The 26,581-nt window shown below is 57.3% G+C and carries 23 protein-coding genes; all 23 read left to right on the top strand.

The features are described 5' to 3' along the window. A partial coding sequence (locus GTO91_RS15700) for a hypothetical protein (RefSeq protein WP_161259677.1) occupies positions 1–291 on the top strand: 291 nt, incomplete at its 5' end. 18 nt (positions 292–309) lie between these two features. After that, on the top strand, positions 310–2,253 hold the full coding sequence (locus tag GTO91_RS15705; RefSeq protein ID WP_161259678.1) for a VirB4 family type IV secretion system protein: 1,944 nt from the start codon (positions 310–312) through the stop codon (positions 2,251–2,253). Beyond that, entirely contained in the window at positions 2,231–4,315 is a 2,085-nt protein-coding gene (locus GTO91_RS15710) for a hypothetical protein (RefSeq protein WP_161259679.1), read from the top strand. The genes GTO91_RS15705 and GTO91_RS15710 overlap by 23 nt, the downstream gene beginning before the upstream one ends. An 11-nt stretch (positions 4,316–4,326) precedes the next feature. Next, entirely contained in the window at positions 4,327–6,096 is a 1,770-nt protein-coding gene (locus tag GTO91_RS15715) for a peptidoglycan DD-metalloendopeptidase family protein (protein WP_161259680.1), read from the top strand. A gap of 119 nt (positions 6,097–6,215) precedes the next feature. Next, a complete protein-coding gene (locus GTO91_RS15720) occupies positions 6,216–6,680 on the top strand; it encodes a hypothetical protein (RefSeq protein ID WP_161259681.1) in 465 nt (154 codons plus the stop codon). A 26-nt stretch (positions 6,681–6,706) separates the two neighbouring features. Beyond that, a complete protein-coding gene (locus GTO91_RS15725) occupies positions 6,707–6,958 on the top strand; it encodes a Flp family type IVb pilin (RefSeq protein ID WP_161259682.1) in 252 nt (83 codons plus the stop codon). A 95-nt stretch (positions 6,959–7,053) separates the two neighbouring features. Then, a complete protein-coding gene (locus GTO91_RS15730; protein WP_161259683.1) occupies positions 7,054–7,737 on the top strand; it encodes an SAF domain-containing protein in 684 nt (227 codons plus the stop codon). 6 nt (positions 7,738–7,743) lie between these two features. Continuing rightward, entirely contained in the window at positions 7,744–8,874 is a 1,131-nt protein-coding gene (locus GTO91_RS15735; RefSeq protein ID WP_161259684.1) for a P-loop NTPase family protein, read from the top strand. After that, the gene (locus GTO91_RS15740; protein WP_161259685.1) at positions 8,810–10,123 is read left to right on the top strand and encodes an ATPase, T2SS/T4P/T4SS family; all 1,314 of its coding nucleotides are present in this window, start codon (positions 8,810–8,812) and stop codon (positions 10,121–10,123) included. Before GTO91_RS15735 ends, GTO91_RS15740 begins: the two co-directional genes overlap by 65 nt. Then, a complete protein-coding gene (locus GTO91_RS15745) occupies positions 10,120–11,016 on the top strand; it encodes a type II secretion system F family protein (protein ID WP_161259686.1) in 897 nt (298 codons plus the stop codon). Before GTO91_RS15740 ends, GTO91_RS15745 begins: the two co-directional genes overlap by 4 nt. Before the next feature lie 108 nt (positions 11,017–11,124). Next, positions 11,125–12,588: an IS200/IS605 family accessory protein TnpB-related protein gene (locus GTO91_RS15750; RefSeq protein ID WP_170294281.1), complete on the top strand. Its 1,464-nt coding sequence runs from the start codon at positions 11,125–11,127 to the stop codon at positions 12,586–12,588. Between the two features lie 250 nt (positions 12,589–12,838). Continuing rightward, positions 12,839–13,627 (top strand): hypothetical protein, encoded by a 789-nt coding sequence (locus GTO91_RS15755; protein ID WP_161259687.1) that lies wholly within the window; start codon positions 12,839–12,841, stop codon positions 13,625–13,627. Continuing rightward, a complete protein-coding gene (locus GTO91_RS15760; protein ID WP_161259688.1) occupies positions 13,624–14,082 on the top strand; it encodes an A24 family peptidase in 459 nt (152 codons plus the stop codon). Before GTO91_RS15755 ends, GTO91_RS15760 begins: the two co-directional genes overlap by 4 nt. Before the next feature lie 98 nt (positions 14,083–14,180). Continuing rightward, the gene (locus GTO91_RS15765) at positions 14,181–15,059 is read left to right on the top strand and encodes a stalk domain-containing protein (protein WP_161259689.1); all 879 of its coding nucleotides are present in this window, start codon (positions 14,181–14,183) and stop codon (positions 15,057–15,059) included. Between the two features lie 81 nt (positions 15,060–15,140). Continuing rightward, on the top strand, positions 15,141–15,290 hold the full coding sequence (locus tag GTO91_RS15770) for a hypothetical protein (protein WP_161259690.1): 150 nt from the start codon (positions 15,141–15,143) through the stop codon (positions 15,288–15,290). Then, entirely contained in the window at positions 15,235–20,712 is a 5,478-nt protein-coding gene (locus tag GTO91_RS15775) for a PKD domain-containing protein (RefSeq protein WP_161259691.1), read from the top strand. The genes GTO91_RS15770 and GTO91_RS15775 overlap by 56 nt, the downstream gene beginning before the upstream one ends. Positions 20,713–20,781: 69 nt before the next feature. Further along, entirely contained in the window at positions 20,782–22,086 is a 1,305-nt protein-coding gene (locus GTO91_RS15780) for a hypothetical protein (protein ID WP_161259692.1), read from the top strand. Positions 22,087–22,104: 18 nt separating this feature from the next. Then, positions 22,105–23,325, top strand: coding sequence for an AAA family ATPase (locus GTO91_RS15785; protein ID WP_161259693.1), 1,221 nt, complete (start codon positions 22,105–22,107; stop codon positions 23,323–23,325). A gap of 14 nt (positions 23,326–23,339) precedes the next feature. Next, positions 23,340–23,822 (top strand): hypothetical protein, encoded by a 483-nt coding sequence (locus tag GTO91_RS15790; protein ID WP_161259694.1) that lies wholly within the window; start codon positions 23,340–23,342, stop codon positions 23,820–23,822. Then, the gene (locus GTO91_RS15795) at positions 23,819–24,370 is read left to right on the top strand and encodes a hypothetical protein (protein ID WP_161259695.1); all 552 of its coding nucleotides are present in this window, start codon (positions 23,819–23,821) and stop codon (positions 24,368–24,370) included. The genes GTO91_RS15790 and GTO91_RS15795 overlap by 4 nt, the downstream gene beginning before the upstream one ends. Before the next feature lie 24 nt (positions 24,371–24,394). Further along, positions 24,395–25,021, top strand: a complete 627-nt coding sequence (locus GTO91_RS15800; protein ID WP_235919645.1) for an HD-GYP domain-containing protein — start codon at positions 24,395–24,397, stop codon at positions 25,019–25,021. Between the two features lie 16 nt (positions 25,022–25,037). Next, positions 25,038–25,460 (top strand): TlpA family protein disulfide reductase, encoded by a 423-nt coding sequence (locus GTO91_RS15805; protein ID WP_161259697.1) that lies wholly within the window; start codon positions 25,038–25,040, stop codon positions 25,458–25,460. 58 nt (positions 25,461–25,518) lie between these two features. Beyond that, on the top strand, positions 25,519–26,577 hold the full coding sequence (locus GTO91_RS15810; protein WP_161259698.1) for a ParM/StbA family protein: 1,059 nt from the start codon (positions 25,519–25,521) through the stop codon (positions 26,575–26,577). Positions 26,578–26,581 lie beyond the last annotated feature (4 nt).

Raw genomic sequence — 26,581 nt, forward strand, 5'->3', positions numbered from 1 at the left:
TTTTTGGACGACTGGAGCGCCCAGAGGTCCACCCTCGTTCGCAAGAACTATATCGTCATCTCAACAAAGAAGGACACGCCGGAGGAAGCCTATTCGGAACTGAACCGGCTGGCACAGGTGACGGTGGACGCCCTCTCGCGGATTCGAGTCAAATGCCGTGTCCTTGGTACGCGGGAACTGCTCGATGTCCTCTATGTCAGCCAGAACAAGGACCGGGCCGCCTACGCGCCGGGACCTGCTCGCGCCGAGGAACTGGGTTACATGAACCTCGTCGTTACACGAGAGGCGTAAAGGGGGGGAGGAATACATTTGTTTAAATGGATACGCCAGCGGATGGCAAAAAAACCGGCGGCGCCACGGGAAACCACCCGGGAAGAGGAACAGGAACTGGCGATAAAAACGAATGACGATGACGAAACCGGTCCACCCATTGGCCCCAGCCTCGTCGGCAGCGTCCCCTCCATTAATGACCTCATCGCCCCGGAGGGGTACAAAGAGACGGAAACCTATGTACAGGTCGGGATTCGGCGCTTCACCCGCGCCTTTGCCGTTGTCCAACTGCCCCGCGTGGTCCATGTGGGCTTTCTCGAAAGCGTGTACGGCCTTGGGGATGTGGACATGTCCATCCATCTGTACCCGGTGGACGGGAAAACCTCGGTGGACCAGCTGACTCGGGAAATCACGCGGATGGAGTCCCAGCGGCTCATTGAAGAGAAGCGGGGCGACATCTACAACCTGTCGATCCTGACATCGACCCGCGATGACCTGTGGGCGCTGCGGGAAGCGATTCAGACGGGACGGGACAAGCTGTTTTACACGACGATTATCATTACCCTGTCTGCCCATTCACCGGAAGACCTGGACCGGAAATCGCTTGTGCTGGAAGAACGGATGGCGGGGCGGGGAATCGAGATTCGCCCCATGTTTCTCCGTCAGGCCGCCGCCTTTCGGAGCGGCCTGTTGCTGGGCCGGAACGAGGTCATGGACGTGTACCGGACGTTGAACATGGGCGGGGCGATTTCCATGTTTCCCTTCATCAACCCGGAATTGAGTCACGACTCGGGGATATTCCTGGGTCGCAACGTCCATTCCGGCGCCCCCATCTTCCTTGACACATTCAAGGGGCAGAACTACTCCATGGTAATCATCGGCACGTCCGGCGCGGGCAAGTCGGTGACAGTCAAGGCGATCATCAACCGCGGGGCCATCGACAGCATTCACTCGGTCATCCTGGACAAGGAGGGCGAGTACAAGAACACCACCCTGATGGCGGGCGGGGCTTACATCACGCTGTTTCCTGGGCGTCCGTCAGGCATCAACCCGCTGGAGATTGAGACTGACACCGATGACGATACGGGCCGCCTCTTCGTCCCTGTCATGGAAAAGGCTGATCAGGTGACCGACCTTTTTACCATCATGGCCATGGGCACGCATGGGGACCCCGTATCCAGCGAGGAACGGGCCTTAATCGCCGAAGCGGTGCTGGAGACGTACCGCGACGATTTCGGCATCACCGAAGACCCTGCCAGCCTCTTGGAGGAACACCCGGATGATTACCATATCGGTTACCGTCGCAAGACGATGCCCACCATCTCCGATGTCTATGGACGGCTCTGCGAGAAATCGGGAACGGAACGGCTTCGGATCATCCTGAAGCCCTTTTTGCGTTCCGGCACATGGGGAATGTTCGACGGAACCTCGGAGATTGATGTCAAAGGGGTGCCCATCGTCGGCTTTGGCTTAAAGCCGCTGGGGGAAGGCTTTCTTTGTCCGCTGGCCATGTATATCATTACGACCTGGTTATGGGAAACGTGGGCGAAGCGGAACAAGGAGGTACGCAAACGGTTTATCGCCGACGAGGCGTGGCAACTGATGCGGTATACCGAAACGGCCGCATTTTTGGAGCTCGTGTCGCGCAGGGGCCGAAAGTGGAACCTGTCGCTGGTGGTGGCCAGCCAGTCCTTTATCGAGTTTGTGGAAAATCCCAAGGGCAAGGCGGTCCTCACCAACGCGGCCACACGGTTTCTGATGCGGCAGGCGGATACTGACATTGATGCGGTTTGTGATGTCTTCAAGCTCACCGAGGGCGAACGGGAGTTTTTGATGGCCTGCGGAAAAGGGGAAGGCCTGTTGCAGCATGACAAGGAGAAGCTTGCCGTAGAGGTGGTGTGTACCCCTGAAGAACTGGAGTTCTTTAGCACGACGCCGCCGAATCCGGCTGGTGACGCTCATGAATCCCTGCAAAGCGCGTAAGGCCCTTATCCTGACCGCCACCTTCGTGATGGTCGCCACACCGGCATTCGCCGCCGACAGCGCGCCGATTATGCTCGAAAAGATGCTGGCCTGGGTGGTGCAGGGGGTTGCCGACGCCCTTGGTTCTGGCATCTTCGGCTTTGAGCCGATTGGACGCCTGATTACAAAGGGTGAATGGTTTCCTCAGTCCGCCGTAACGGCGGCAGCCCCGGTGCGATACAGCCTGATCGCCCTCGCCACCATCCTCATCGCCCTGAGCATCGCCAATCAGGGACGGAAGCTGGCCACATCGGCGGCCACCAACCCTAGGGAACGGGCAAACACCCTTGGAGCGCTGCTGGATCACTTCCTGGCCATTGCGCTTCTTTTTCTGTCTTCCGTTGCCTTCGAGATGATCTTCAGCCTGGATCAGTACCTAGTGAACGTCTTCGTCCAGGACATCAACAGCAATTCCCTGAACTACGGAACCTTTATGGGACCGAAGGGCGGGGAACTGGAACAGCAAAGCCCCCTGACCTATGCCCTGACGAATCTGGTCATGGTGGTCTTCGGAATCATGATGAACTTCCTCTACTTCAACCGCGACATCATGCTTTATACCCTGTGGGTCATCGCGCCGCTGGCGGCGGTTGGCTGGGCTGGGGAGTCCCGCCAAGGTTTCATCGCCTGGATGGCGGAACTGTTCAGCTACGGCATGATGTCGGCGTCCCATGCAGCCGCCCTCAAGATCCTGACGATGTTCCTCGCGGGGAAAAGCGCCCTGTGGTATGTCTTCGTGATTGTCCCGGCGCTGATGCTGATCACCACGTTCATGCGGGCGCTCACCGTATCCTTTCTGGAAGTGGCCGGGGTGAAACCGGGCAGAGGCCTGGGGGCGGCCACAGGGCTTGCAACCGCCACGGCCATTGGGGCGGGGGCCATGAGCGCCCTCGGTACACTGGCGGGCGGATTCGCGGGGAGTCCGGCGGGGTTTCGTTTTTCCTCACCCCTTTCCTTGGAAAGTAACCGTTTCCCGAACAGCGATGCAGGTTTTATGCGTAGCGCAGGTTCGACTGGCGGGAACGCGGGAGCAGGCTGGGGGGCTGCCATCGGTGGCAAAATCGGCGGGATGATGGGAACCGGCATGGGAACGGTGGTTGGCGCAGCCTTTGGCCCGGCGGGGGCGCAGGTGGCCCGGATGATGGGCAACGCTGGAGCGCGGATCGGCGGGGCAGTCGGTGGCATGGCTGGCACGGCTGGCGGGATTGCGCAACGATACCGGCAGATCCGGTCCGGCGCAGCGCCGGGAGGGTCACAAGGTTATCAGGGCTCCCTCTTCGGATCGGACGATCCGCCGGGACGTTCAGAAGCCCTGCGGGGCGCCCTGGGGATCGACGCTGATGCGTCCGGCTGGCAGACTGCCGGAGGGCTGGCAGGAACCCTTGCCGGTTCCGCTCTTGGCGGCGCAGGGGGAACGCAGTCGGCAATGGTGGGAGGTCAACTGGGCGGGAAGTTGGGGCAGTTTGGCGGGCGTGTCGCAGAGCGGCCAATGAGCGCCGCCATGCAGGCGGGCCAGCGGATTTTTAGCGGAATCGGTGGTGCAGACGCAATGCCCCCGTCACCGCCGATGGGGCCAGATGAACTGCAGGCGAGGGTCAGCGCATTTTCGCAGAAGATTGAAGCCGCGAGAGAAGCGCAGCATCCCATCTCGGCACAGACGGAGACACTTGCCGCTGTGCCGTCAGGCGGGGCAAATCCGTTGCCTGCATCCCTCACATTCCGGGGTGGCGGAAGGCCCAAGCCCGCCCCATCGCCGGAGATTACCCACCGAACGGACATGAGCCGGTACGTTCCGGCGAACCTGTCGGCCCCGGTGCAGAATGCGCCGGAAAAACAACAAGCGGGCCGGCCTCAGCAGTCTCGGCCTTCCAACCCTGGAAACGGCCCATCCTCTTTGCCGAATAGCGGTCCCGTATCTCAAAAACCAGCGGGACCGGCAAACGGAAGACCGCCGACACCAAAGGCGGAACGCTCTTATCGGAATACCGGACTGCCGCTGGACAGCACACACCGGTTTAAGTAGGGGGGAGGCGGATGGACGAACAGCAGGCCGGACGACAAACGCAGCAGATGATCAATGGCGCGGCCAACGCGGCTGTCCGGGCCGGGTGGAAGGCAGGAAGCGCCGCTGTGCGGACAGGCGGCAGGATACTTGGAAAGATGACGAAGTTGGCGCTGAAAAAGGCGGCGCTGTGGCTGGCAGGTCTGATCGGCCTGCCAGCCCTTTTTGCACTGTTTATCGTGATCCTGTTGTTGGGCGTGTACGCCGTGGTGGCCTCGGGTGACCTGAACTACTCGAAGACCGTGCAGGGAGAGGACGACCGGGCTGTGGCCAAGATGTACTCGGATACCGCCGAGGAAGTCAACAAGCACGCTGACGTGGAAGGAAAACTGACAACGCTCCCGCCCATTTCAGTGGGGGCATTGGAGAACCGCTACTACCTGGACTGGCCGATGGTGTACGCTGCGGACCTGTACGAGATGCAGATAAAGCGCACTTCCTTTTCACCGAAAGCCACGGAGAAGGCCGCTGTACTTGCTCCCCGCTTTCTCTACAAACCGTCCACCATTGTGGTCTGTTGCCCGGACCCAGACGGTGGCTCGTCCTGCGACACCGAGTCTGTGTACCTGCTGATTATGGCGGATACCTATAAGGCCACCTACGTTCATTCCTATGTCAGGGTTACGGAGAGTTCGGGGAAATGCTCGATCACCTACGACAAGCTGGTAGGAATTGAGGAAGTGCCGGAAACAAAGTGGAAGCGGCTTGATGCGGCGCTGCTTGAATGGTATCAGGAAAAACCGGAGAGCGCAGAAGTTATCCGGCAGTTGACTCTCCTGGCCGCCGAAGGTGTGGCGGAGCAGAAGCCGTGGCTGGCGTGGCTACTCGACCGGGAAAAGTACATCCAGTCTATCCGGGACGCCTGGATGGCGGAGATCCCCCCCGAATACATCCCCTGGTTTCAGGACGCAGCGGATAAATACGCGCTCTGCCACGATGAATCGGGAAAGCCCGTTGTTGATTGGGCGGTCCTGGCCGCCATCGCCAAGATTGAAAACAGCTTTCGCGCTACAGGGGAAGGCCCGCCCAATCACACGGGGGAACTCGGTCAGGGGATGATGCAGTTTTTGCCCTCTACGTGGTCGAAGTTCGGCGTAGACGCCGATGGAGACGGAAAAGCGGACCCTAACAGCCCGAAAGACGCCATCTACGCGGCGGCCAATTACCTCAATGCTGAGTTGGCCAAGGCCGGATGCCAAAACCTGCCCAAGGCGCTGTGGGTGTACAATAACAGCGATGCCTATGTCCAGAAGGTGCAGCAACTGGCCAATTCGTACCGTTGGCAGGAGGCCAATGGCGCCGGGAAGTACGCGGTTCCCATCGCCGGATGCTGGACTGTAACCGATACCTATGGAAGAATGCGAAAAGGCATTCCCCACCATGGTCTGGATCTTGGGGCAGTTGCCGGAACCGCTATAGTCGCCTGTGTCGGCGGGGAGGTGATTCTCCTTGATGGAGGGCACTATCATAACGACGGGAGCATCTACGGAAACCAAGTGGTGATCCGGGGGGATGACGGCAATCTGTGGGTGTACGCCCATATGGAACGCTTTGCTGACAGCCTTAGAAAAAATGAAAGAGTGGAAACGTGGCAGCCCATTGGGACGGTCGGGAATACCGGCAAGAGCACAGGTCCCCATTTGCATCTGGAAGTCCGAAACGGGTACCTTGGAAACACGCTGAACCCGGAGATATTGCTGTTTGGCGCGCCAGTCAGTATGGGAACAACAAACTGCAACTGAGAATGAACGCCCCTCTGCGGAAGTATTGGCCGCAGAGGGGCGTTGTTTTTGGGGGCCATTGTATTTACACAAGTGCGGCGATGGCCGGGCTGCTGATATCACACAGAGGGGGTGAAAGGTTGAGAACCAAAGCAGGACTTGTCTTGCTGTTGGCATTTATGCTGGCGGCAATCCCCATGTCGCCTGTCTTTGCTGACGATGCAAAAGCGTCCACGGCGGCAACCACAACGTCGACTGAAACGGCTACTGGCTCCGAAGCGACGAAAAAGATCGCTGATCCCACGCAGGAGATGCTGAAGAAGGCGTCCGGCGGGAGATACCGTCCGGTCACCATTGAAGAAGGCTTTTCCAAGGTGACCGATAAGGGAACCGCCGTCATTGCCGGGTTGAGCGAAGTTACGGGGATCGTGGCAGTCATCGGCATTCTGGCGGGGGTTAGCTTCGCTGTCGTCGGATCGCTCTTGGGGTTTGATGCGTTGCGGGCCGCTGGCATCGGTGCGCTGGTGATGGGGTTCATCGCGCTGATTATCACCGGCGGACTCTGGTACTGGGTTGGCACGGCCATGAGTCTTGTGCCGCAATAACGAAAAGGCAGGAGGTTTTTTCAGAGATGAATCAAGAGGGGCAAAACAATATGAAGAACAAGGGCGGGCAATCGTCCTTGCGCGGGCGGTTTCATCAGTGGTTCCTGGACAAAAAGGGAGGCCCTTCGATTGAGACTGTCGCCATCATCGTCTTTGTGGTTCTCGTACTGTTCTCTGGACTGAGTGACCTGGGCGGTTCCCTGAACAACGCCCTGACCAAAACGTCCGATACGATCTCGGCTGAAGTGGATACCAAGCTAGTCAATCCGAGCAATTAATTGAGAAGAGACAGGGGGCGGGGAGCGTTTTCCCGCCCTTTTCTTTTTTCATGAGTGGGAATATCAAATTCGCGCATGAAGGAGGTTTGAATGGCTTGCAGATCCGCAAAGTCCTACGCATGGCCCTGGCGGGAACGGTAGCGGCCGGCGGGTTCTATTACGCAGTCACCACCGACAGCTACCGGGAGGTGGAGATTAGGAAAGACGCTGTGGTGGCGGCCCGACCTATTCCAGCGGGAACAACATTGGAGGCTTCCATGCTCAGGACGATCCGTATTCCGGAATCAGTCTCGGTCGGTGATGCAGTCGTATCGATTCATGACGCCGTTGGCAAGGCGGTTCGGGTGGAAATGGCGGTCAACGAGCCGGTTCGGGCGTCGCGGCTGTCTTCCACCCCGGCATTGCCCGCCGAGTCGCGGGTGATGCGTCTGGGGGTCACAATGGTAACGGTGGGTACGAGTGTCCGTCCGGGGGACGTGGTGGATATCCTGGCGGCCCGCAAAGAGGGAGACAGTCGTGTGCTGCTCAAAGGCACAAGGGTTTTGGCTGTGTACGGCAAGGAGGGAAGAAACCTCTTCCAAGCTGACGGGACGCCGAACAAGGAAGCGGGATTGACGCCCGCTGTTGTGGAAGTGGCAGTTCCCTCCCTCGAAACCGCCCTGGAGATCCGCAAAACGATGCAATCGGGCGCGGAAATTAGTCTGGTGGGCTATGGCGCCCATGGCAGCCCGGTTACCGTTATGGAGGCTGGCGCAGAACATACGGAGCAAGAGGGGTGAGGTGCATTGCTGCAGTGGGTTGGAAGTGAAAAAGAAAGCGCCGCGCCCCGTCGTGTGGGTCTGGCCGTCCCGTGGCTGGAAGAGTTTATGTCCGTCTTTCCGAGTGTGCCGGTCTCCTGGACGGCGGGAAGCCAGGCGCTGCTGATGAAGGTGTTGTCCGGTGAAAGAGATGTGGAGCCAGTTGACATTCTGATGCTGTCGAGCCGCCTGTCCGGCCCATGGAGCCCTGGTGAACTATTTGACAGGGTTCGCCCGGTGAAGGCTGCGAAACGAATCGCGGTTCTTGAACGCGGTGAAGAGGGACTGGAAAAGAAACTGAATCACAACGGATGGGCGATTATCGTGAATGGCAGGACGCCCATGGAAGAGGCAAGCCGGTTGTTGGGTGTGGAATGCGCGAAACAGTCCGGCATCTTTGTTTCTGTCTTCTCGCCATCCGGGACGCACACGTCCGTGCTGGCCATCGAGATCGCCCAACGCCTGCAACAGAGCGGATATCCTACGCTTCTAGTGGACGGAGGCAGTACGGCGGAGATCACCCGCCGGATGAACTGGAGCCAGGAAACGGGGCTGGCCAGCCTGCTTCCGTTGTATGAAGCGGGGAGGGAAGTGGAAGAGGCCGATATCCGGCGGGCAGTCTGTCGCTGGTCCGGCGGGGAGTTTATCTCCGGGTATGCCCAGTTGTCTGAATTAGGCCGCATGAGCGAGGATTTTGCCAGTGCCTTCTTCCGAAAGGTGCGGTGCATGTACCCTGCGGTTGTGGTGGACACCTCGCCGGTCGGCATCCTGCCGATGACCTTTGCCTCCCTGCAGGCGGCCACGCATATCATCATGCCCTACAAGGCCGCCTGGGCTGATAGATTGAACCGGGACCATTTCTCGGAAATCGCCCAGGTGAATGCAGACACGGATCAAACGGTTATCCCCGTGGCCGTGAACACAGACCGGGTGGAGCCAACCCATGGCACCGTTAATATCGACATGCGCAGGCTGGACGAGGCGCCAGAGCGGTGGTCCCCCTTTGGGGAGGAACTAATCTCCCGAATTGCCGGTCAACAGGAGGGTGGGAAAGGTGACACTGGTATCGCTCCGGGAAAAGGCGCGCGTCGGTTCCTCGCCGTGCTTCGATCTATCTAGCTGGGGCCGGCAGCGGGAGGAAATTGTTTCTGCCGTCGTGGCCCATGTTTCTTCCGAACATAGCCGTCTGTTCAAGGGTATCTTTGATGGAACCATCGAGCCGGAAGCGGCGCTTCCGCTGGTTGACAGGGCGATTCGGGACCTGGCGGTGGACAAGAACCTGCCCATGTCCCACGAGGTCATCCGTCAGGACGCCTACAAACGGCTTTTTGGGTACGGTCCCATCCACGAACTGATTACAGACCCCGAGGTTACCGATGTCTTTTTGAACAAGCCGACCGAGGTGATCAAGCGGATACGGGGCCGGTATGACGTGAAAACCAACATCACCTTCAACGAACGGGATTATGAAAACTTCATCCGGACCATCGTGACCCGGCTGGGCGGGACAGTCGACCCGACCCGGAACCAGCTTGATTTGAAGGATGGCGCAAACCGGCTCCGCATCAGCATCGGATGGCCTCCACTGGCCGAATATCCCTGGGGCAGCATCCGAAAGCATCCGGAGGAACTCTTCACTATGGATCAGTTAGAGGAGTTGGGGATGTTTCCGCCGGAATTGAAAAAAACCCTGTGGATGCTCTTTGAAAATCCCTTCAACCTGCTCATCTCCGGCCCGACGGGCTCCGGAAAGACGACGTTGTTTACGGCTGGCGTGAACGAATGCGTTCCCCCGGAGCGGATCATGGTCTGCGAGACGGAGCGGGAAGCGCCCATACGGCGGGAAAACTGCCTGCAGGTGCAGGAGAACCGGCTTGTGGACGAGAGCGGAAGACCGCTCAAGGGACACGTCGAGGTTAGCGATCTGATATCACGAACGGCCATGCGGTCGGCAGTCAAGCGAATTTACCTTGGCGAGATGCGAGGGAAAGAGTCGCTAAGCCTCATCCGGGCCTTCGGTTCAGGCCATGACGGCGGCGCGGTGACCATGCACGCCCGGAACATCCAGACGGCGATTCACCAGGCGGCTTTCATGGCCCTTTATGCCGAGACGCCGCTGACCTTTGATCAGATCCTCAAGATGATCGTCGATACGGTCGACGTGGCCATCCATCTGGACAACTTTCGGATCATTGAGATCGCAGAAGTGGTCGGCCTGGACGGGCAGAATGTCCGACTCCATCACCTGTACCGGCTGGATGTAGACGAACAGAGCGGAGAACCGATTCACCAGTATTTCGAGCCCACCCCCGACTTTGCTTGGAAGCTCCGTCTGCGGAAGTTTGTTCGACAGGGGGGAGGCCAATGAGCCGTGTGGCTATTTCTGCCGTCGCCGCCCTGGTTGCCGGGTATGTGGTATGGCTGCTCATGGAGCCAAGGCGAACGGTGTGGATGCCAAAGATCAAGACCCCTGCCCGGTGGCGAACGGCCTATGCCGAATTGGAAGGAATGCTGTTGAAGTCCCGTCTGCTGCAGTACGGCGGGCGACCCATTCCCGGGTGGGTCTTCCTGCTCCTCTGCACGGTTTTTGGTAGTGCGGTGGGCTGGCAGGTGAACCATCGGATGAACAATCCGTTGGCGGCGCTGCTCATGGCGGGGATTGTGGGCTATCTGGTCTTTCATGCACTCAAGATGGAACTCCGGTGGAACCGGGAGAGAATCGTCAAGCGCCTCCCCCGTCTCTTTTTGATTCTCCTGAATCACCAGCAGGCCAGCGGAAACCCTGTGGCAGCTATGGAAGAGGTTTCGGTCTATCTGGACGAACCGCTGCGCAGTCTTACCTTTAACTTGGCGGGGATGATTCAGGCGGGGGTCAGTGTGTCCGAGGCAGTGCGGCGCACCCAGGAGCGGGTGGACAACCGGCTGCTGAACGAGTTCCTGAAAGACTACGGCCATATCGTCGAATACGGCGGCAACATGGCCGCCTGCATCCGGGTGTATGTAGAGGAGGCCATCAGTCAGAGCAACCGAGCGGAGAGCTACAAAACGGAAAACAGCTCGAACATCATGCTGGCTTGGGTCTTTCTCGCAGTGACGGTGGGAATGTTCCTCTACATGACCTCCACCAACCCCGACCTAATGAAACTGCTGACCACGACAAGCCTCGGAAAGACGGCGGTGGTCCTGATTATCGTCAACACCACGCTGTCTATGTACTTCACCTATCGCTTTGCCCGATGGGAGGTTGAAACAGTTTATTAAAATCATCACTAAACGAAACCAACCGTAACAAATCATCCAGCCTATAGAAATCGACTTTTTCAAACGATACTATAGAAAATAATCGGAAGGGACGGGGGTGCCCCCTCAATGAAAATCACCACCCGTGGCGAGATTCTGGCCCTCTCGGATGAGGCAAAAACCGCGCTGGATGATCTGATGCGAATCTTTTCATCGGCCATCCGGTACGGCTTCCAACGGTTGATCGAAGGAAATATGCCCGTCGGCGAGATCGAAAAGGATGTGGCTTCTCGCTACGGCCTGAATATCCGCCAAGCCAAGGATGCCGTGGAAGACGCCCGCCAAATGCTGTTCTCCCAAAAGAAACTTCTTCCCGAATACGTAAAGAACTATGCCAAAAAAGCCGAAGCCATTCAAAAGAAACTCCCTCATGTGAAGTCCGAAAGGAAACGCAAGGCCCTTCTTTCCAAACTTGATAAGCGCCTTCGCAAGCGAGATGAGTATCAGAAGTTTCTCGATACGAACAGGATTCCTCCGGTGGTTTTTGGCGGCAAGAAAATCTTCCATCAGGTGTGCGCCAAGACGATCTCCATCGAAGAGTGGCGAGAGCGACGTTCCAACCGGGTTTACGCCCGTGGCGACAAAACCAAGAAGGGCAACCCGAACCTTCGTATTCGCTATCTCGATGAACGGTTTTTATTAGAGATCAGTACCATCCAAAAGACCGCCTCCGGTCGGGCGGTAAAAATCACCGTACCGCTCTACGTCGCTCAGAAGAAATCCAAAAAGACAGGCATGATCAACGGGCGCAACTACCGCCAGATGCTGATCGACTATCTCCAAACGGGCGATGCCTACCAGGTCGAAATCCTCCGGCGGCACGGGCGCTACTATGTCCATGTCACTTTTGACGAAGCGGCGGTTCGATCGTACCCGGTCGAATACACCGGGCATGCGGGCCTCGTCGGCATCGATACGAACCCCGACGGCTTTGCCCTCACCCATATCGACCGCACCGGAAACTACCGTGATCACACGTACATCGCCCGTCATGAACTGACCTATGCGAGATCGAATCGCCGGGAGAATTTGATCGGCGAAATGGTACGGGAAGTCATTCAATACGCGAAGAATCACCAATGCGGCGTGGCCTTTGAGGATCTAAATTTCGAGCAAGACACCGACACCCAACGCAAATTCTCGCGCATCCGACACCAGTTCATCTATCGAAAGATGCTCACGGTGCTAGAAACGGCCTGTATCCGAAGCGGCATTGAGTATACGAAAGTGAAACCGCAATTCACGTCGAAGATCGGCTTGTACAAGTACACCCACCAATATGGGCTCGACGTTCACCACGGGGCGGCCCTGGTCATCGCCCGAAGGGCGTATGGGATGCGGGAAAAAGTCCCTAAACTCTTACTGGAACGATTCCTTCCCACATTCAAAAAAACTACCGAATGGAAACGGTGGTCGTTGATCCATCAGCGGATCGAAAAAGAATCCAAATTAATAACGAAAGGAAGTGCAACGCCTGAGTTTTGGCGGTCACACCGGAGAGAGATCCTCGGACTGGCACTTACGGTAGCCTAACCGAAGCGGTTGTCTTCGTACACGCGGTGAAAGGCGAAGACGACGGTATTCTGTAGGAAGGGGTAACACCCCTCGCCGTGGTGGACTCCCCTATCCTCGGTAGGGGAGGCGGTGGCAACACCCGATGGCGTACAATGGCTTGTATCCGAGGAGATCGAATCCTGTGAGATCTCCCACGCTGAGGTAGTCGCCAGCGTGTCAGAACCGATACAAAGTCGATTTGTTATGGTTTTGGAAACCAGGGAACAGCTTGAACCAGTACATCGCGGCAGGATTGGGCGCCGTGGCCTTGGGTTATTTCACCTATCTATTGACGGAGCGCAAAAGCCTGCTATTCCAGACGCCGGGGGCATCCCTCCGGCGCCGGTTTTCTTCGGATACCATTCAGGGTTGGCTGCTCACCTCGGGCGTGAAGTGGACCGTTAAGCAGTATCTTATGTATCAGGCCGCGGCGGTGGCTTTCGGAGCGGTTCTTGTTTTGATGCAACCGGATCTTCGGCAGGGGTTCGCGATGGGGGCTTTTGCTCTCTTCATACCGGCGCTGTACATCCGGGGGGAGCGCAGAAAGCGGGCGCAGGAAATCCGGCCGCAGATTCCGGTCATGCTACGGCGGGTGCAGCGGGGTGTGGAACAGGGCCTTGGATGGCGGGAAATCTTCCTGTCCCTGCCCGACTCCGTGGAGGAAGGCGTCTTCCGGGACGAACTGACCCGGTTGGCATCCACGTACATCGCCCAGCCAGTGCTGAAAGACCGCCTGGAGGAATTTGCGCGGCGGATTGACCTGCCGGAGGTAGACAGTTTTGCCCTGGCCCTTGGGCAAAGCGAGTACACCGGGCGGGTGCTGGAGATGCTCCAAAAGCTGGAGGATATCATCAAACGGGATATGGCGCATGAGGAGACGCGCCGGATGAAGAAAAAAGCCGAACTGGCCCCGGTCTTTCCGACCATGATGGTGCTGAACATCGTAGTGCTTGTGGGGCTCCCGCTGTTGCTGGCGTTTTTCAATATGACGCTCCTGGATGGAGGACCAGCGCGATGATGGCTGAAATCCCTTGCGCTATACTCCTTATATCGTTGGCCGTGGCCGCTTGGCACGATGCCCGTACACAGAGGATTCCCAACTGGCTCACCTTCGGTATGACCGGGGTGGGCCTTTCTCTTGCACTGCTTGCGGGAAACCCCTTTCGGTTGGAGGAAGTGTTGCTAGTTTTGGTATTTACGTTGTTGCCTTTTCTGATTGACAGGCCCGCTCTGTTGCCGGGGGGCGATGGTAAAATGCTGCTCGGTATGACGGCGTTGGTCGGCCTTTATAATGCTCTGGCCGTATTCCTGATTGGCTCCATCCTTTCACTGGTTGATGCTCGGATCAAGAGATGGTGGCAGAGAGATAACAGCGATGAATCTTCGTCACTGGTTCCGCTTGCGCCGGGCGTTTTTGTGGGAGCCGTTGGGTGGTGCAATTTCGTGTATTTTTCCGCTCTTTTCGATTGGTAAGTTTTGTCTGATTGTTGGCCCAGTTGATTGAAAAAGAAGATTGTCTCATTGTACAATGTTGGCAAGGCGCAACTAAGCAAAGCAAGGAGGTTGTTGTAATGAACAAGAAGATCAAAGCCCGTCTGGCGCCCGTTCTGGTTGCAACCGTGCTGGTGGGCTCTTTGGTTCCCTCTGCCGCATATGCCTGGCGAGACGATGCTGCCCGTCAGGATACGATCGCTAGGGCGGAAAAAGCGCCGGACAGAAGGTGGACTCCAGACTATGTACCGGTCGGAAGGTCAGTGATTACGCGATACGGGAATACCTTTTTCTACACGGACGGGCGAGAGCCTTCGAACCAGGAAGACCCCCAGGCTATTCTCTATCATGCTAGCTGGCGCGCGTTGTACTACCCCGACATGGAAGTCATCTCTGTTGACGGCAAGCCTTGGCTGGCCGTTCCGGATGTGAGGGAGAGGGTAGCTCAGGATGTGAGCAGGCATTGGGCATTGACTGACGTGACCGTAAGCCCGGAACGGTACTTTACCGATGTAGCCCCCAAGCTGCCGCCGGCGGGCAAGACGACCATCAACATGAACGTGGGGCTCACGGCAGCCAGTGTCTGGACGGCGGAGACCGCCCGGCCGGAACGTCTCGTCGGCGAGCCCATCAAGCATAACGATACGGTCTATTTTCCTGTATCGGCGCTGAGGAACCTTGGGGCAGACCTGAAATGGGACAACGGTGCATTAACCGCCCGGGCGAATAATACGATCGTCCATGTACGCCCCGAGGAAACCAAGGCACTCGTCAACGGGGAAGAACGGGACACCCTTCCGCTGACGTTGGTAAATGGCAGGCTGATGGCGCCAGCAGCTTTTGTGGAGTTGCTGGGCTATACATGGGAGTACTTCGACACTATGAATCCATGGTTTACAGAGGCAGACCTTCGAGAAGGAGCCTCTTGGTTTGTAGAACGATTATCGATAACCAACTAAATTGAATGACGGGCCCCCTTCCAGCCATGTTGCAGGAAGGGGGTTTTTTCATTGCTATTTGCGAGGGGGTGGTGCCCTTGATTGCAAGATGAAAGCTCGATGAAAGGGGAGATGAAAACAGCAAAGGAGTTGAAAAAAGAAGATGTTGCGTCGAATTGGAGCCGTCGTGGCCAGCTTGGCATTCTGCCTGTGCGCCTTATTTTCCTTGTCGCCGCCACAAGCCTGGGCTGATTTTCCCGCATCCTGGCAGGGCGCCAAACCGGATGGCAAATTCACTTACTACAAGCCCCAAGGCGGCCATCTCGTTCAGGTGGAAGGCCACAGTTTCAACGATCCCGACATTCATCCCGAGGTGATCGCAATCCCCTCGGGGACGTATAGGCTGTCGAATGTTGATGCGGTGTTTCTCGATGGGGAGGGCTATAGATACAAGATTGTCGAAAGCCCACAAAAAATTTACAACATCGACCTTCCCTTCGAGAACCCGCCGCCAGCGGGCCGGCTAATCGTACCTCGCATAGATGTGCGATGGTGGGCGCAAAAGCTAAACGGCGATGCGGAATGGGTGGACGAGAAGATTCTTAGCGACCACCTGTATTTTGCAGTGAACAACCTGGTCACAGGCGATTCGGTTGAATGCGTTGACTTCTCACTTCTGTATGTGCTGTGTGGGGCCTGGATTCCAGATGGTGTGCCTTGGGATGCGATGAATCCTTCCGTACATGGGTTAGCAACGACAGCTTTTCCCGAAGCGGGTCTCAACATCGTTTCCGGCGGCCGGGAGTTGAAGGTTGGCGGATCTGTCACTGTTGAGGCAAAGGCATCTGCCTATAATGCCTGGGTGCAAAAGGGCAGGATTAAGGTACGCATTAACGGACAAGACCTCTATGTTTCTCCGCAGCCTTTCCAAAACTCTGAAACGAAGCAGTTAACCTACAAATTTGATAAGGCTGGCAATTACCGAATGGAAATGCTGGCCCGAGATACGGTCAACCGTTTGGCTCAGATTCAAACGATTGACTTTTTTGTCTCTGGGCCGGGGCAACAGACAACTCCTCCTCCGACTGAGACTGCCGGACCAACCGGCTCTGTCGGAGATCCCTACGCTGATTTTGTTGCCTCTCCCGCCGAGTCCAGCGTAGGGGAACAGGTGGACTTCATCGACCAATCGGGCCACCACGACCCGAATGGAATTCTGGTGAAGAAGACCTGGACCATTGAGGGGAAAGCAGATCCGGTGGTTCAACAGAACCCCGCTGGCGTGCCGAAGATCGGCGCCTCCTACACATGGAACAAGGAAGGCGTTTACAAGGTCACGCTGAAGGTGGAAGACCAGAAAGGCAAAACGGCGTCCCGGACCAAGTTGGTACCGGTCATGCCCCCACCCAATCACCCTCCCGTTGCAAAACTGGATTTTACTCCGAAGACGCCCAAAGAGGGCGATTTCGTCACGATCCAGGATCAAAGCTATCATCCCGGAGAGCCCCGCGAGAAAATCGTCAGTTGGGACTGGAAGGTGGATGGGCAGGAGGGCATTACAGGAGAGGGCAACAAAACGGTCCAGTGGGATCAGGCGGGGGCCTACAATGTCACCCTAACCGTCACGGACCAGGATGGGGAGAAGTCCACTGCTACAGTGACTGTGCCTGTAGCTAGTAGCAATCCCATCGCCGTAATCACCGTCAACAGGGAACAGATCATTGTCAAGCATCCGTTGACGATTACTCCTTATCTCTCAAAAGCTTTCGGGGGCCGTACCATCGACTGGACGAAAGACCAGTGGGAGATTATCAACCCTTCAGGCAAGGTTGTCTGGCAGGGGACACAAGAGGTTCCTCCAACCAACGGGGTTGATCCCAATCCCTTCTTTGATGTGCTGGGTGACTGGAAGATCCGGTTGAAGGTGACAGACTCCGGCGGCAAAGAAAGCATGTGGGCCGAGAAGATTGTCAATGTGCGACCGGATACTCCGCCTGTGGCCGACTTTGCGGTAGACAGCCAGTCATTGCGTTTCGTTGTAGACGACACCGAAATCCACGTCCAGGATGGCTCCTATGTGCAGGGGCTTGACGGGGCGGCCGGAGACAGCATCCTCAAGCGGCAATGGTCTTTGTACTATGACAGCGACGGCGACGGGGTGTACGAAACGGAGGTTCCAGCCAATACCCCGGAGAACCCTAACGCTCATTTTATCGTCAACGGAACCAATGACCGGACGCCGGTGATTCGGGCCAAGCAGGTGGGCATGTTCCGGGTCGAATTGCAGGTCTGGAAAGGCTACTTATTTAATGAAGCGCCCCGGCTGACGCTTTCGGCCGACACAAGCGGAAAGCCTCTGAGTCAGAAGGTAGTGGAAGTGGGCAATCTTCCGCCGCATGTGGACTTTCAGATTAACAAGACACCTTCAAAGGTTGAAGTGCTTTATCTCAACGGGACGATGACCAACAAGGATACCAAGATTGCAACGCTTAATCAGGCGAGTTCCTCTATTCAGGCGAAACTGGCAGCGTTGGGGGTTCCCTATCAGTCCAAAACGCAGTATATCGGGGTGACCGGAGAGGCCAAGGGACAATGGCCCTGGGGGGTGGACCCCATTATCAATGCCACCTTCTCGGATAAAAAAGACGACTACTACGCCTTTGCTGGCGTGGGCGGTTCGGAATGGGGGATGCTCGAAAGCAGCGAGCCGAAAAAGGTTACGGTGGGAACGTATGCGAAAGTCGCGTTCTTGTTTCCAAATGGAACTTGGTCGACCGCGACAATCCCTTTTACCGTGCGGGCTACCCATGGACAAACCTGGGTGGATACTGGTTATGGCGGGTATTGGAAACCGGTCGACACCCTGGAAAACTACGAAGATGTCGGCCAAATGGCGATGCTTTCTGATGGTTCCGTGGTGATGTCAATTAAACAATACTCCCTGTGGAGCGGGGACGGCTGGCCCTACTACAAGTGGACCGGGGACCGTGTTGTAAACATAACAAGTTCCGGCTCAATACGGTGGGAGAAGGCATGCCAGGCTGGAACCCAAATCACTGTCCTGGATGACGACACGGTTCAATTGTATTACCCGACCGGAGGTTACTCATCAGGTCATGGAAACCAACTGATTAAGCTGAACGGTATTACCGGCGCCCCAACGGGTTCCTTACAATCCTGGTTCAGTTACGAGACTCCCAAATATCTCCCTGCGGAAAACCAAATCGGGACATTCGTCAACTATGGGTTGTATCAAAACACGATCAACATTCCGGGTCGTGGAGAATACTGGTTTGGGGGCTACAACGCGCCTTTTGCCTATATCAGCATCCCTGACGGTGATTCAGGCTACCTCACCTTCTATTACAGCGATTCCTGGACCGACTACATCAACTGGTCATACGCGAAGAACACCAGTTACTGGGGTTATCCTGGAACAACGGCAGCCTATGGGTGGGGCAGCATCGCACGTGTTGCTGATGCGGATAACCCGCAAAGCGTCGGCAAGGTCCCACAGAATTACCGGAACTGGGAAACCGTCAACGCCTTGAACCAGATGAATTCCCTGTATATCCCCTGGAACCTGAATCAATCCGGCGAGTATTATCAGGCCACAGTCGTTCCCAAAAAATCAGCTTCAGCAACGCCCAAAGTCTGGCCCTATCCGGGTGAAAACATCACCAAGGTCGTACAGGGGAGCCGACGGGTGCTAATGCAGGGGGATCAGGGACACTACTGGTCCTTTATCGAGAGCCTGACTTCAAAGGACCTGCTGAACGCTCTACAATCGATGACATTCACTCCCGGTTCCGCCCGGTACGCGGTTCTCTCTTGCGAACAGCCGATCCAGGAGGATGGTTCCGTCACCTTTAACGATGTTGCCAACTACCTGAATACGCAGGGAATCCGGCTCTATGTCATCGGTCCCTCCGGCACTGCGGTGGTTCCCAATTGGTTATACCGGAACACCGGGGGCAGGCAGGAAACCATCAATGACGATATGCGGATACCGATGCAGCCTATTGAGGATGCGATTCTGGGACTGTTCGACCAAAAGAACACCCGCTTCAATACGGTTCTCGTATATCAGCCGGTCACCATCCAGGCTATCGAGAGTGATCCCGAAAACGACCCCATCACCAGCGGGACGCGGCGGTGGACGTTCGTTCACCATCCCTGGGATGCCTCGACGGGTCTGGTGGAACGGGACTGGGGCCTGTGGGATAAGTCCGCTCAGTCATTGACGGCGCCGCCCATGTGGTTTGACAAACCCGGTCTGTACGATATTCGCTACAAGGTGCAAGATAACCCCAGCGCGAACGCGGCGCTCAACAGCCGCTACCAGAAATGGTCCAACGAGGTCGCGGGGCAGATCCTGGTGCTGCGGCCGCCTGTAGCTGATTTCGATGCTCCGGCGGTGTACCACGGCAGGCCGATTTCGGTGACGGACAAGTCATACAGTGACGACATCTATAGCCACCCGAATCACGGCATTGTGCAGCGGGAATGGCGGCTAAAACCGGAAGGGGCAACGGACTGGACCTACAGAACACTGCCGTCTTCCATCCCGACGCCGGGAAACTGGATCTTCTCCCTGCGCGTCATGAACGAGTTCGGGTACTGGAGCGACTGGACGAACAAGACCGTGCCGGTGCTGAATGCGCCGCCTGTGGCGATGTTCAACGTAAACCCTTATCCGGCGGTGCTAAAGCGCCCGGTGCTCTTCACAAACGCAAGCTGGGACCCCGATAACGACACTATCGTGGCGTACAAGTGGACGGTCAAGAACGCGGCGGAGAGCGTCCTGTACAGCGCTGTCCACACTTCAGGCGGGCCGGATTTGACATTCACTTTCCTGGCGCTGGGCAACTACACGGTGACGCTTGAGGTAAAGGACCAGTACGGGGCATGGTCCACGCCGTATACCCGTACCATCCCGGTGCTTCCCGACAGCCGGCCGCCGGTGGCCGATTTCTCCATCCAACCGAATCCTTGCTTTGTCACGCAACCATATGCCACAACGGATTTGTCCTACGACCCCGATGGGGACGCCATCACAGACTGGTTGTGGGAACTGCGCAGCCCGGACGGCAGCGTCATCGCCGCCTATTCAGGCGTGCAGAATCCGTCTTGGCCACGGTTGGACACGACCGGAAACTACCCCATCCGCCTTCGGGTGAAAGATAGTTGGGGCCTCTGGTCTGGATGGGCCGAGAAGACATTGCAAGTCATCGCCCCGCTGGAAATCCTAGACGGCTCTCTTTCGCCCAACCCCGGTCTGGCTGGGGAGAGAATCTCAGCGTCTGTCTCCACCGACTGGTGGGCAGAACAGGCTTGGCTGCTGGTACCGGCCAAAATCGTCGTCGAGGAAGACGAGATGCTTCCGCCCGACAAAGGGCGGGAGCCGAGTCCCGAGCCGACGGACCGCATTGGCGGCGTAGACTACGTGCGGATTCCGATGACACCGGACCAGCCGGTTGGCAGCCGGAAGAACACCTGGAAAGGGAAATTTATCGTAAACGTGTGGACGCCGGACGGACAGTACCCGGCCCGGTTTTTGGTTCAGCGAAACTCCTTTGCGCCGGATCAGAAACTCGGGGATATCCGTCAATTCGAGGTGAAATACAGTGTCTATGACCTAGTGAAACCGCGTCGTGTGGTCAATCCCCAATAGCAGGAATGCCCGGAGCGCTTCGGCCTCCGGGCTTTTTGCTTTTAAACAGAAGAGAGGAGGTAAGTGTGTATGAAGATCCTGTTGGCCACAGGTGTCAGGCAAATTGACGATGCGGTGGGAAAATTCCCTGATAGCCAAACCGTATGGGCCGGGTACCGGGAAGGGGTGCTGGTGGTGGCGGGTACGGAAAAGCCGGATATTGTCCTGTTATCGGCTTTTCTTCCCGGAGCGGAGGACTTGCAGCCGATCATTTCTGCGCTTCGCCTGAACGGCGCCCGTGTGATCCTGTTGGCGGGCTCATTGGAGCCGAAAGACCCCCTGATCACTCACGCCATTTCCTGTGGGGTCTATGACATTCTCTACAACCCGGTGACGCCCAGGAAGATCAAGCAGGCCATTGACGTTCCGGCCACATACCGGGAGGCCATGTTCGGTCGGGAAGAGAGGGAACAGCCAACTGATGAGGGCAAGTCGGACAGGACAGAACAGGTAGGGGAAGCGGAAACACCGCCGCAGTCCCTTCCGGTGAAAGAGAAGATTGTCCGACTGCCCTCGTTCCTGCGAGGTGAAAAGGCTGAGCCGGGGGAGCCGTCCGTATCTCAACCGCCGGAAATATGCGAAGGGGGCATCTGCCTCCGGGACTTTCAGGCGCAGATCACGCCGCCTGCTCCTAAACGGGCGCAGACGGTCATTGCGGTGCTGAGTCCCTTCTCGTCAGGCAAGACCTTTGTCGCCGTCAATCTGGCGGCCACGCTTTCTGTAACACGGGAAGTGGCGCTTGTGGACCTGGACTTTAGGAGCCAGGGGGCCTGTGCCTGGCTGAATATCCGGAAAAGAAATCTGCCCGGCCTTCTCCAGGGAGAGGCGGAAGGCCAGCGTCCTCGATGGTCGCCCAGGTTACAGGTGTTTGGAGCCGGTCCAGCCTGGAAGGTTCCTGCCGAAACCACGCTGGATACGGTCGTTTCCCGTATTCAAGCCGATATCGTCATCCTGGACCTGCCGCCGGATTCTCGGTTTTGGAATGCCCACGAGTGGGCTGCACAGGCGGAGGAACTGGCAGATCATCATCTGCTAGTCGTTGATCCCGATGTTCGCCATATTGACGCCGTGGCTTCAGCAGAGGCGGTTCTTTCGGATAACAAGGCGGCCTGGGTCGTAAACCGGAGCCGCCCGGAACTGCAGGCGCACATTCAGCCTCTGCTCGGAGACTATCAAGCGATCTACGTCCCTGAAACGCCGCAGGCGCTGCTCAGTATCGCCCTTGCCAAGCCGACAGTTGCCCTGGAACCGCCTCTGCGCGGGTGTTTCGGGAAGATCGCCGAGCGCCTGACCGGGACGGTTGCCAAGCCGGCCGCAAAGAGAGTTGCCCAATGAGCAACAGAAGGGAGGAGCATGATGTATCGAATCCTTGTCGGCCATCCCCATCCGGGCGTACGGCAGAAAGTTGTTGACACCCTCCAGGACCGGTTTTTGATCATCCCCGTTAACTTGAATGAGGTGTACAGCCAGACGGAGAGTGTTGCGCCCCGGCTGGTGCTGCTCGACGCGTATGCCGATGATTCGCTGCTGGAACACCTGCTGGCGACGGGTGTGCAAACGGCGCTTATTGCCGAAGAAGCCAACCTTAACCTGATGCGGAAGGCGGGCCTCTACGATGTGGCCCTGTTGACTCTTCCGCTGACGCCCGGTTGCATCGATGCGGTGCTGGCGGGGGAGAAGACCTGTCCGATTCCCCTGTCTGCTGAGAATCCCATCGACGATGCCCTTCAGCCCAAAGGCAAGGATGGAACGGAAATACCCGGCGAATCTCTTCGGTCGCTGACCGGGACCACGCTGGCCAAGGAATTGATTGTGGTTGGGTCGCCAAAGGGCGGGTCTGGAAAGACCGTTATCGCCGTCAACCTGGCCGCAACGATCCATCAATTGACCGGGCAGAGCGTGGCCCTGGCTGATCTCGACGTGCCCTGGGGGGATGTGCCCGCGCAGTTGCAACTGACGCCGGAGAGGAACCTGCTGGCTTTTCGTTCTTCACCGGAAGTCATCCGGGAAAGTGTTGTCAAAGAGGTGATGCAACGGCATTCCAGCGGGATTTATGTACTCGCCAGCCCGCCCGGAGTTTTCGATGAATCCTTTATTGACCCCAGCTTGGCGCGAAAGATTTTGACGAATCTGCCGCGCTTTTTTGATTATGTGGTGGTTGACACCGGGGCCAACCTGCATGTGCATACCCTGGAGGCCTTCCGCTACGCGACCAAACTCATCTGCGTAACCAACTACGACACGGCCACTCTCCATGACACGACACGATGGCTCAACCAGCTCAAGGCGAGAAACATCATCCATGAACCGAAGGATGTCTGGCAGATATTCAACCGGGTGACGGGAAAGGAAGGAATCGACCTCAATGAGGCCCAGGCTTTTTTGGGCGCCAGTATCGTGAATACGGTTCGCTGGTCCATGAAGATTCAGAGGGCTATCAACCAGGGGAAGATTCCAAGTCAAGCAGACGCTGACTTTGGAGAAGAGATCGCCCGGATTGTTCATCGGCTCTGTCCACAGGCGCGGCAATCGGGCGGCTTAATCGACCGGCTGCGGAATCTGGTGGCCCGGTGAAAGGGGGAATTGCATTGCGGGAAATGTTGCGGCGGTTCCTCCTGGATACCCGTGGCGGCGGGGAAGCCCTCACCTTTGCTGTCGTTGCCATCATTCTCGCCTTTTTCGCCATGGCGATGGTAGAGCCGATTCAACTCAGCCGTATGAACGACAAAGTGGGTATTCTCGCCCGGTATGCCCTCATCCTCGCCGAGTCGAGGGGTGAACTGGACGAAGCAGCGCAAAGCGACATTCGGAGCCGGGCCATGAGCGTGGGAATGGATCCCGACAAGCTGAACATACGATTCCAAGCCATGCGGGATGATGGATCGATCAAAGAGGCGGCCAAGCGGGCCGAGTACGGGGAACGGGTGGCCGTGCAACTGGACTACACGGTAACTTATGACCGCATTACCCTGAACAACCTCCTTGTTTCTTCCCAGACCCGGACGGTCACGTTAAAATCGCCCGTCCTGTCCAGCGTGGCGACGACCCACGAGCGGGAGGGTGGGGGATGATGCGGCGATACCTGTCAGATTGCCGTGGTGGCGGAACGTCGATGGTGGGGCTGATGATCGTCATCCTTCTTCTGCTCGGGTTTGTATCCGCTCTGACGGTGGTAGAGTATCTGGTCAAATACCGGGCCGTCTATAACGCTGCTGACCATGCGTTGATGGCCAGTTTCGGGAGTGTGAAACGGAACAGATTGGCCGAACTTGAAATTGAGATGGACGGTTCCGGCAGCGCCGTCATGGGACTCCAATCAACTCGGCAACGATTTGAGGACGCCTGGAAACGGGAGGTGGAGGCGCTTCGCTATGTGGACCGGGTCGCCAATCCCTCCTCGATGATCAAGGAGTACATCACCTACAACTACGATGCGTCCGGTTACCTGGACGCTGTTACTCCGGCGCCCCATAACCAACCTGTACGTCATCCCGCCGCCTTCATCCGAATCGAGGCAAAGGTGCGGATGACCTTTGCCGGGGAGACCACGATGACCGTCAATGTGCTGACGGATGCGCCCCGGATTAACTCCGGGGAGTTGAGCCGGTTTGTTCGTTAAAAGAAAGGGCGTGATAATTTGTCGATGGCAAGAAGCCTGGCGGTCGCTAAGACGGGAGGAGACGAAGATTCCTGGGAGCAGTTTTTGTTTTGGATGATGGAGAGCATCCGGTGTCCGGGGCGATGGGCGCTCATGCGGAGAATCCGGGACTGGGATGCTCAACTCTTTCAGCACTCCCTCCGGGTAGCCGCATACTCGCGGATCGTGGGCAGAGAGGTATTTGGCTTTGATCAGGACAGAGAACAGCAATTGGTCCTGGGGGCTTTCTTTCACGATACCGGCAAGGTTGGGTGGCCCAACCGGCTGAAAGCGGTTGCAGTGCTGTCAGAGCAGGACCTGCGCTTTATCCGTTGTCACCCGGACACCGGCGCTGATCTGGTCCAGGAGTTCTGGCCTGACGCGCCGGCCACTGTCCTGGAGATTATCCGCAATCATCACGAGAGGCCCGATGGGTCGGGCTACCCGAATGGGACCACTGTTCAGGAACCGATGGCGCTGATCGTGGGCGCGGCCGATATGTTCGCAGCCATGACTGAACCCAGGGACTACCGGCGATTTGCGTTTATGTCCGACAAGGCGGCGGAGGAGCTGCGAACATACGGTTACCCTGAAGAGATTGTTACCTCCCTTGTCCGGCAGCAGAACGAGTGAGGGGGGAGTAGTAGAAATGAGCGTCAAAAAAATCAGGGCAGCGTTTATAATCGCATGGCTGGCCCTGGTACTGGTCGGGTGCTCAGTGAACAATGAGCAACTCAAAACAGGGGAATCGCCGACAGAGGCAGAGACGAAAGCGGCGATTGGTAAACCGGAAAAGGAAGGGACGATCCTATACTTTTACGCCCCCAAATGTCCATCCTGTCAGGAACAGGCACCGATTCTGGAGAAGTGGCAATCAGAACACCCCGAAGCGAAACATATTCAAAAACTAAGCATCACTCAAGAAGAGAACCGGAATCTGGCCAAGACGTTTGGCATGAACGGCATTCCCTTTTTTGTTGTCCTCGACGAGGATGGAGAGACTGTCTATTCCGGAAAGGGTGTCCGCACTGCTGATCAACTAGATGAACTGAATCAACGGTTAGCCGAGTGACCCGGGAGCGTGCCGGGTCTTTCTTTTTTAAACGAAATCATTTTGAGGAGGTACAGGTATGTTCAAAATCGGCATTGATTTGGGTTATGGGGAGGTAAAGGGCATCAACGAAAACGGTCGCCGGGTATTGTTCCCCAGCCTTGTCGGTCTCGGCCACGACCGAAACAGCGACCTGTTCGGCACGGATGCGGAGTCCATGGATGCCCTCCATGTCAAGATTGGCGACGAGGACTACTTTGTCGGCAACTTGGCTAGGAAGGAGAGCCTGGCCGGCGCCAGCGTCACCCTGGAAGCGAACAAGATCAACCTGCCGGAAACGCGGGTGCTGATGGCCACGGCAGCGGCGTTGCTGCTGCCGCAGGGAATCATGCCGGTTCACCTGGCCACCGGGCTTCCGCTGGAGGAATACGAGTCCCAGAAGGCGGAGTTCCATCGTTACCTGAACAACTTCATCGCCACGGTTCAGTTTCTTGGCGGCCCGATGCAGGGGGAGACGCGCACGGTCCGCTTCCTTGATGTGACTATCATCCCGCAGGGGCTGTCAGCCATGCAACTGGCCCTCTACGATAACAACAAGCCGAAGTTTGACGAGGTGGCCCGGCCCGGCAACCTCTTCGCCCTGATTGACGTGGGCTTCCGAACGACCGATTTTGCCGTGGTGGAGATCGGCCAGAACAAGCGGCCCATGCTGCGGAAGGAACTCTGCGGGACCGCCAATGTGGGCATGTCCAGCATTTATCGTCCGCTCCAGCAGGCTTTCAACAAGATGACCGGACGAATCCTGGAGGAGCGGCACATTCCCCGCATCCTGGAAGAGGGGAAGATGTTCTTCCGGGGCAAGGAAATCGACCTGCGAGATGGCATTCGCAAGGCGCGCGCCCAGGTGGCCCGAGAGATCCGGAACCGGGTGCTGTCGGCATGGAAGTCGGAAGCGGACCTGATCCGCCGCATCTTTCTGGCTGGCGGAGGCGGGGAAGCCCTCGTCGATCATCTGGCCGACTTGCACCCGGTCATTGATCTGCTGGATGATGCCCAGATGGCCAACGCTCGGGGATACCTGGAAGCGGCCCGGATGAAGGAAGGCAGGGAAGCGGCGGCAAAAGTGGGCGAAAAGTGATGAG

The sequence above is a fragment of the Heliomicrobium undosum genome (assembly GCF_009877425.1).
GTDB classification, from domain to species: Bacteria; Bacillota; Desulfitobacteriia; order Heliobacteriales; family Heliobacteriaceae; genus Heliomicrobium; species Heliomicrobium undosum.

Coding starts and splice junctions, on each gene's coding strand:
- GTO91_RS15710 (WP_161259679.1), top strand. CDS start 2,231: ATGAATCCCTGCAAAGCGCGTAAGGCCCTTATCCTGACCGCCACCTTC.
- GTO91_RS15715 (WP_161259680.1), top strand. CDS start 4,327: ATGGACGAACAGCAGGCCGGACGACAAACGCAGCAGATGATCAATGGC.
- GTO91_RS15725 (WP_161259682.1), top strand. CDS start 6,707: ATGAATCAAGAGGGGCAAAACAATATGAAGAACAAGGGCGGGCAATCG.
- GTO91_RS15745 (WP_161259686.1), top strand. CDS start 10,120: ATGAGCCGTGTGGCTATTTCTGCCGTCGCCGCCCTGGTTGCCGGGTAT.
- GTO91_RS15750 (WP_170294281.1), top strand. CDS start 11,125: ATGAAAATCACCACCCGTGGCGAGATTCTGGCCCTCTCGGATGAGGCA.
- GTO91_RS15760 (WP_161259688.1), top strand. CDS start 13,624: ATGATGGCTGAAATCCCTTGCGCTATACTCCTTATATCGTTGGCCGTG.
- GTO91_RS15765 (WP_161259689.1), top strand. CDS start 14,181: ATGAACAAGAAGATCAAAGCCCGTCTGGCGCCCGTTCTGGTTGCAACC.
- GTO91_RS15780 (WP_161259692.1), top strand. CDS start 20,782: ATGAAGATCCTGTTGGCCACAGGTGTCAGGCAAATTGACGATGCGGTG.
- GTO91_RS15785 (WP_161259693.1), top strand. CDS start 22,105: ATGATGTATCGAATCCTTGTCGGCCATCCCCATCCGGGCGTACGGCAG.
- GTO91_RS15795 (WP_161259695.1), top strand. CDS start 23,819: ATGATGCGGCGATACCTGTCAGATTGCCGTGGTGGCGGAACGTCGATG.
- GTO91_RS15800 (WP_235919645.1), top strand. CDS start 24,395: ATGGCAAGAAGCCTGGCGGTCGCTAAGACGGGAGGAGACGAAGATTCC.
- GTO91_RS15805 (WP_161259697.1), top strand. CDS start 25,038: ATGAGCGTCAAAAAAATCAGGGCAGCGTTTATAATCGCATGGCTGGCC.
- GTO91_RS15810 (WP_161259698.1), top strand. CDS start 25,519: ATGTTCAAAATCGGCATTGATTTGGGTTATGGGGAGGTAAAGGGCATC.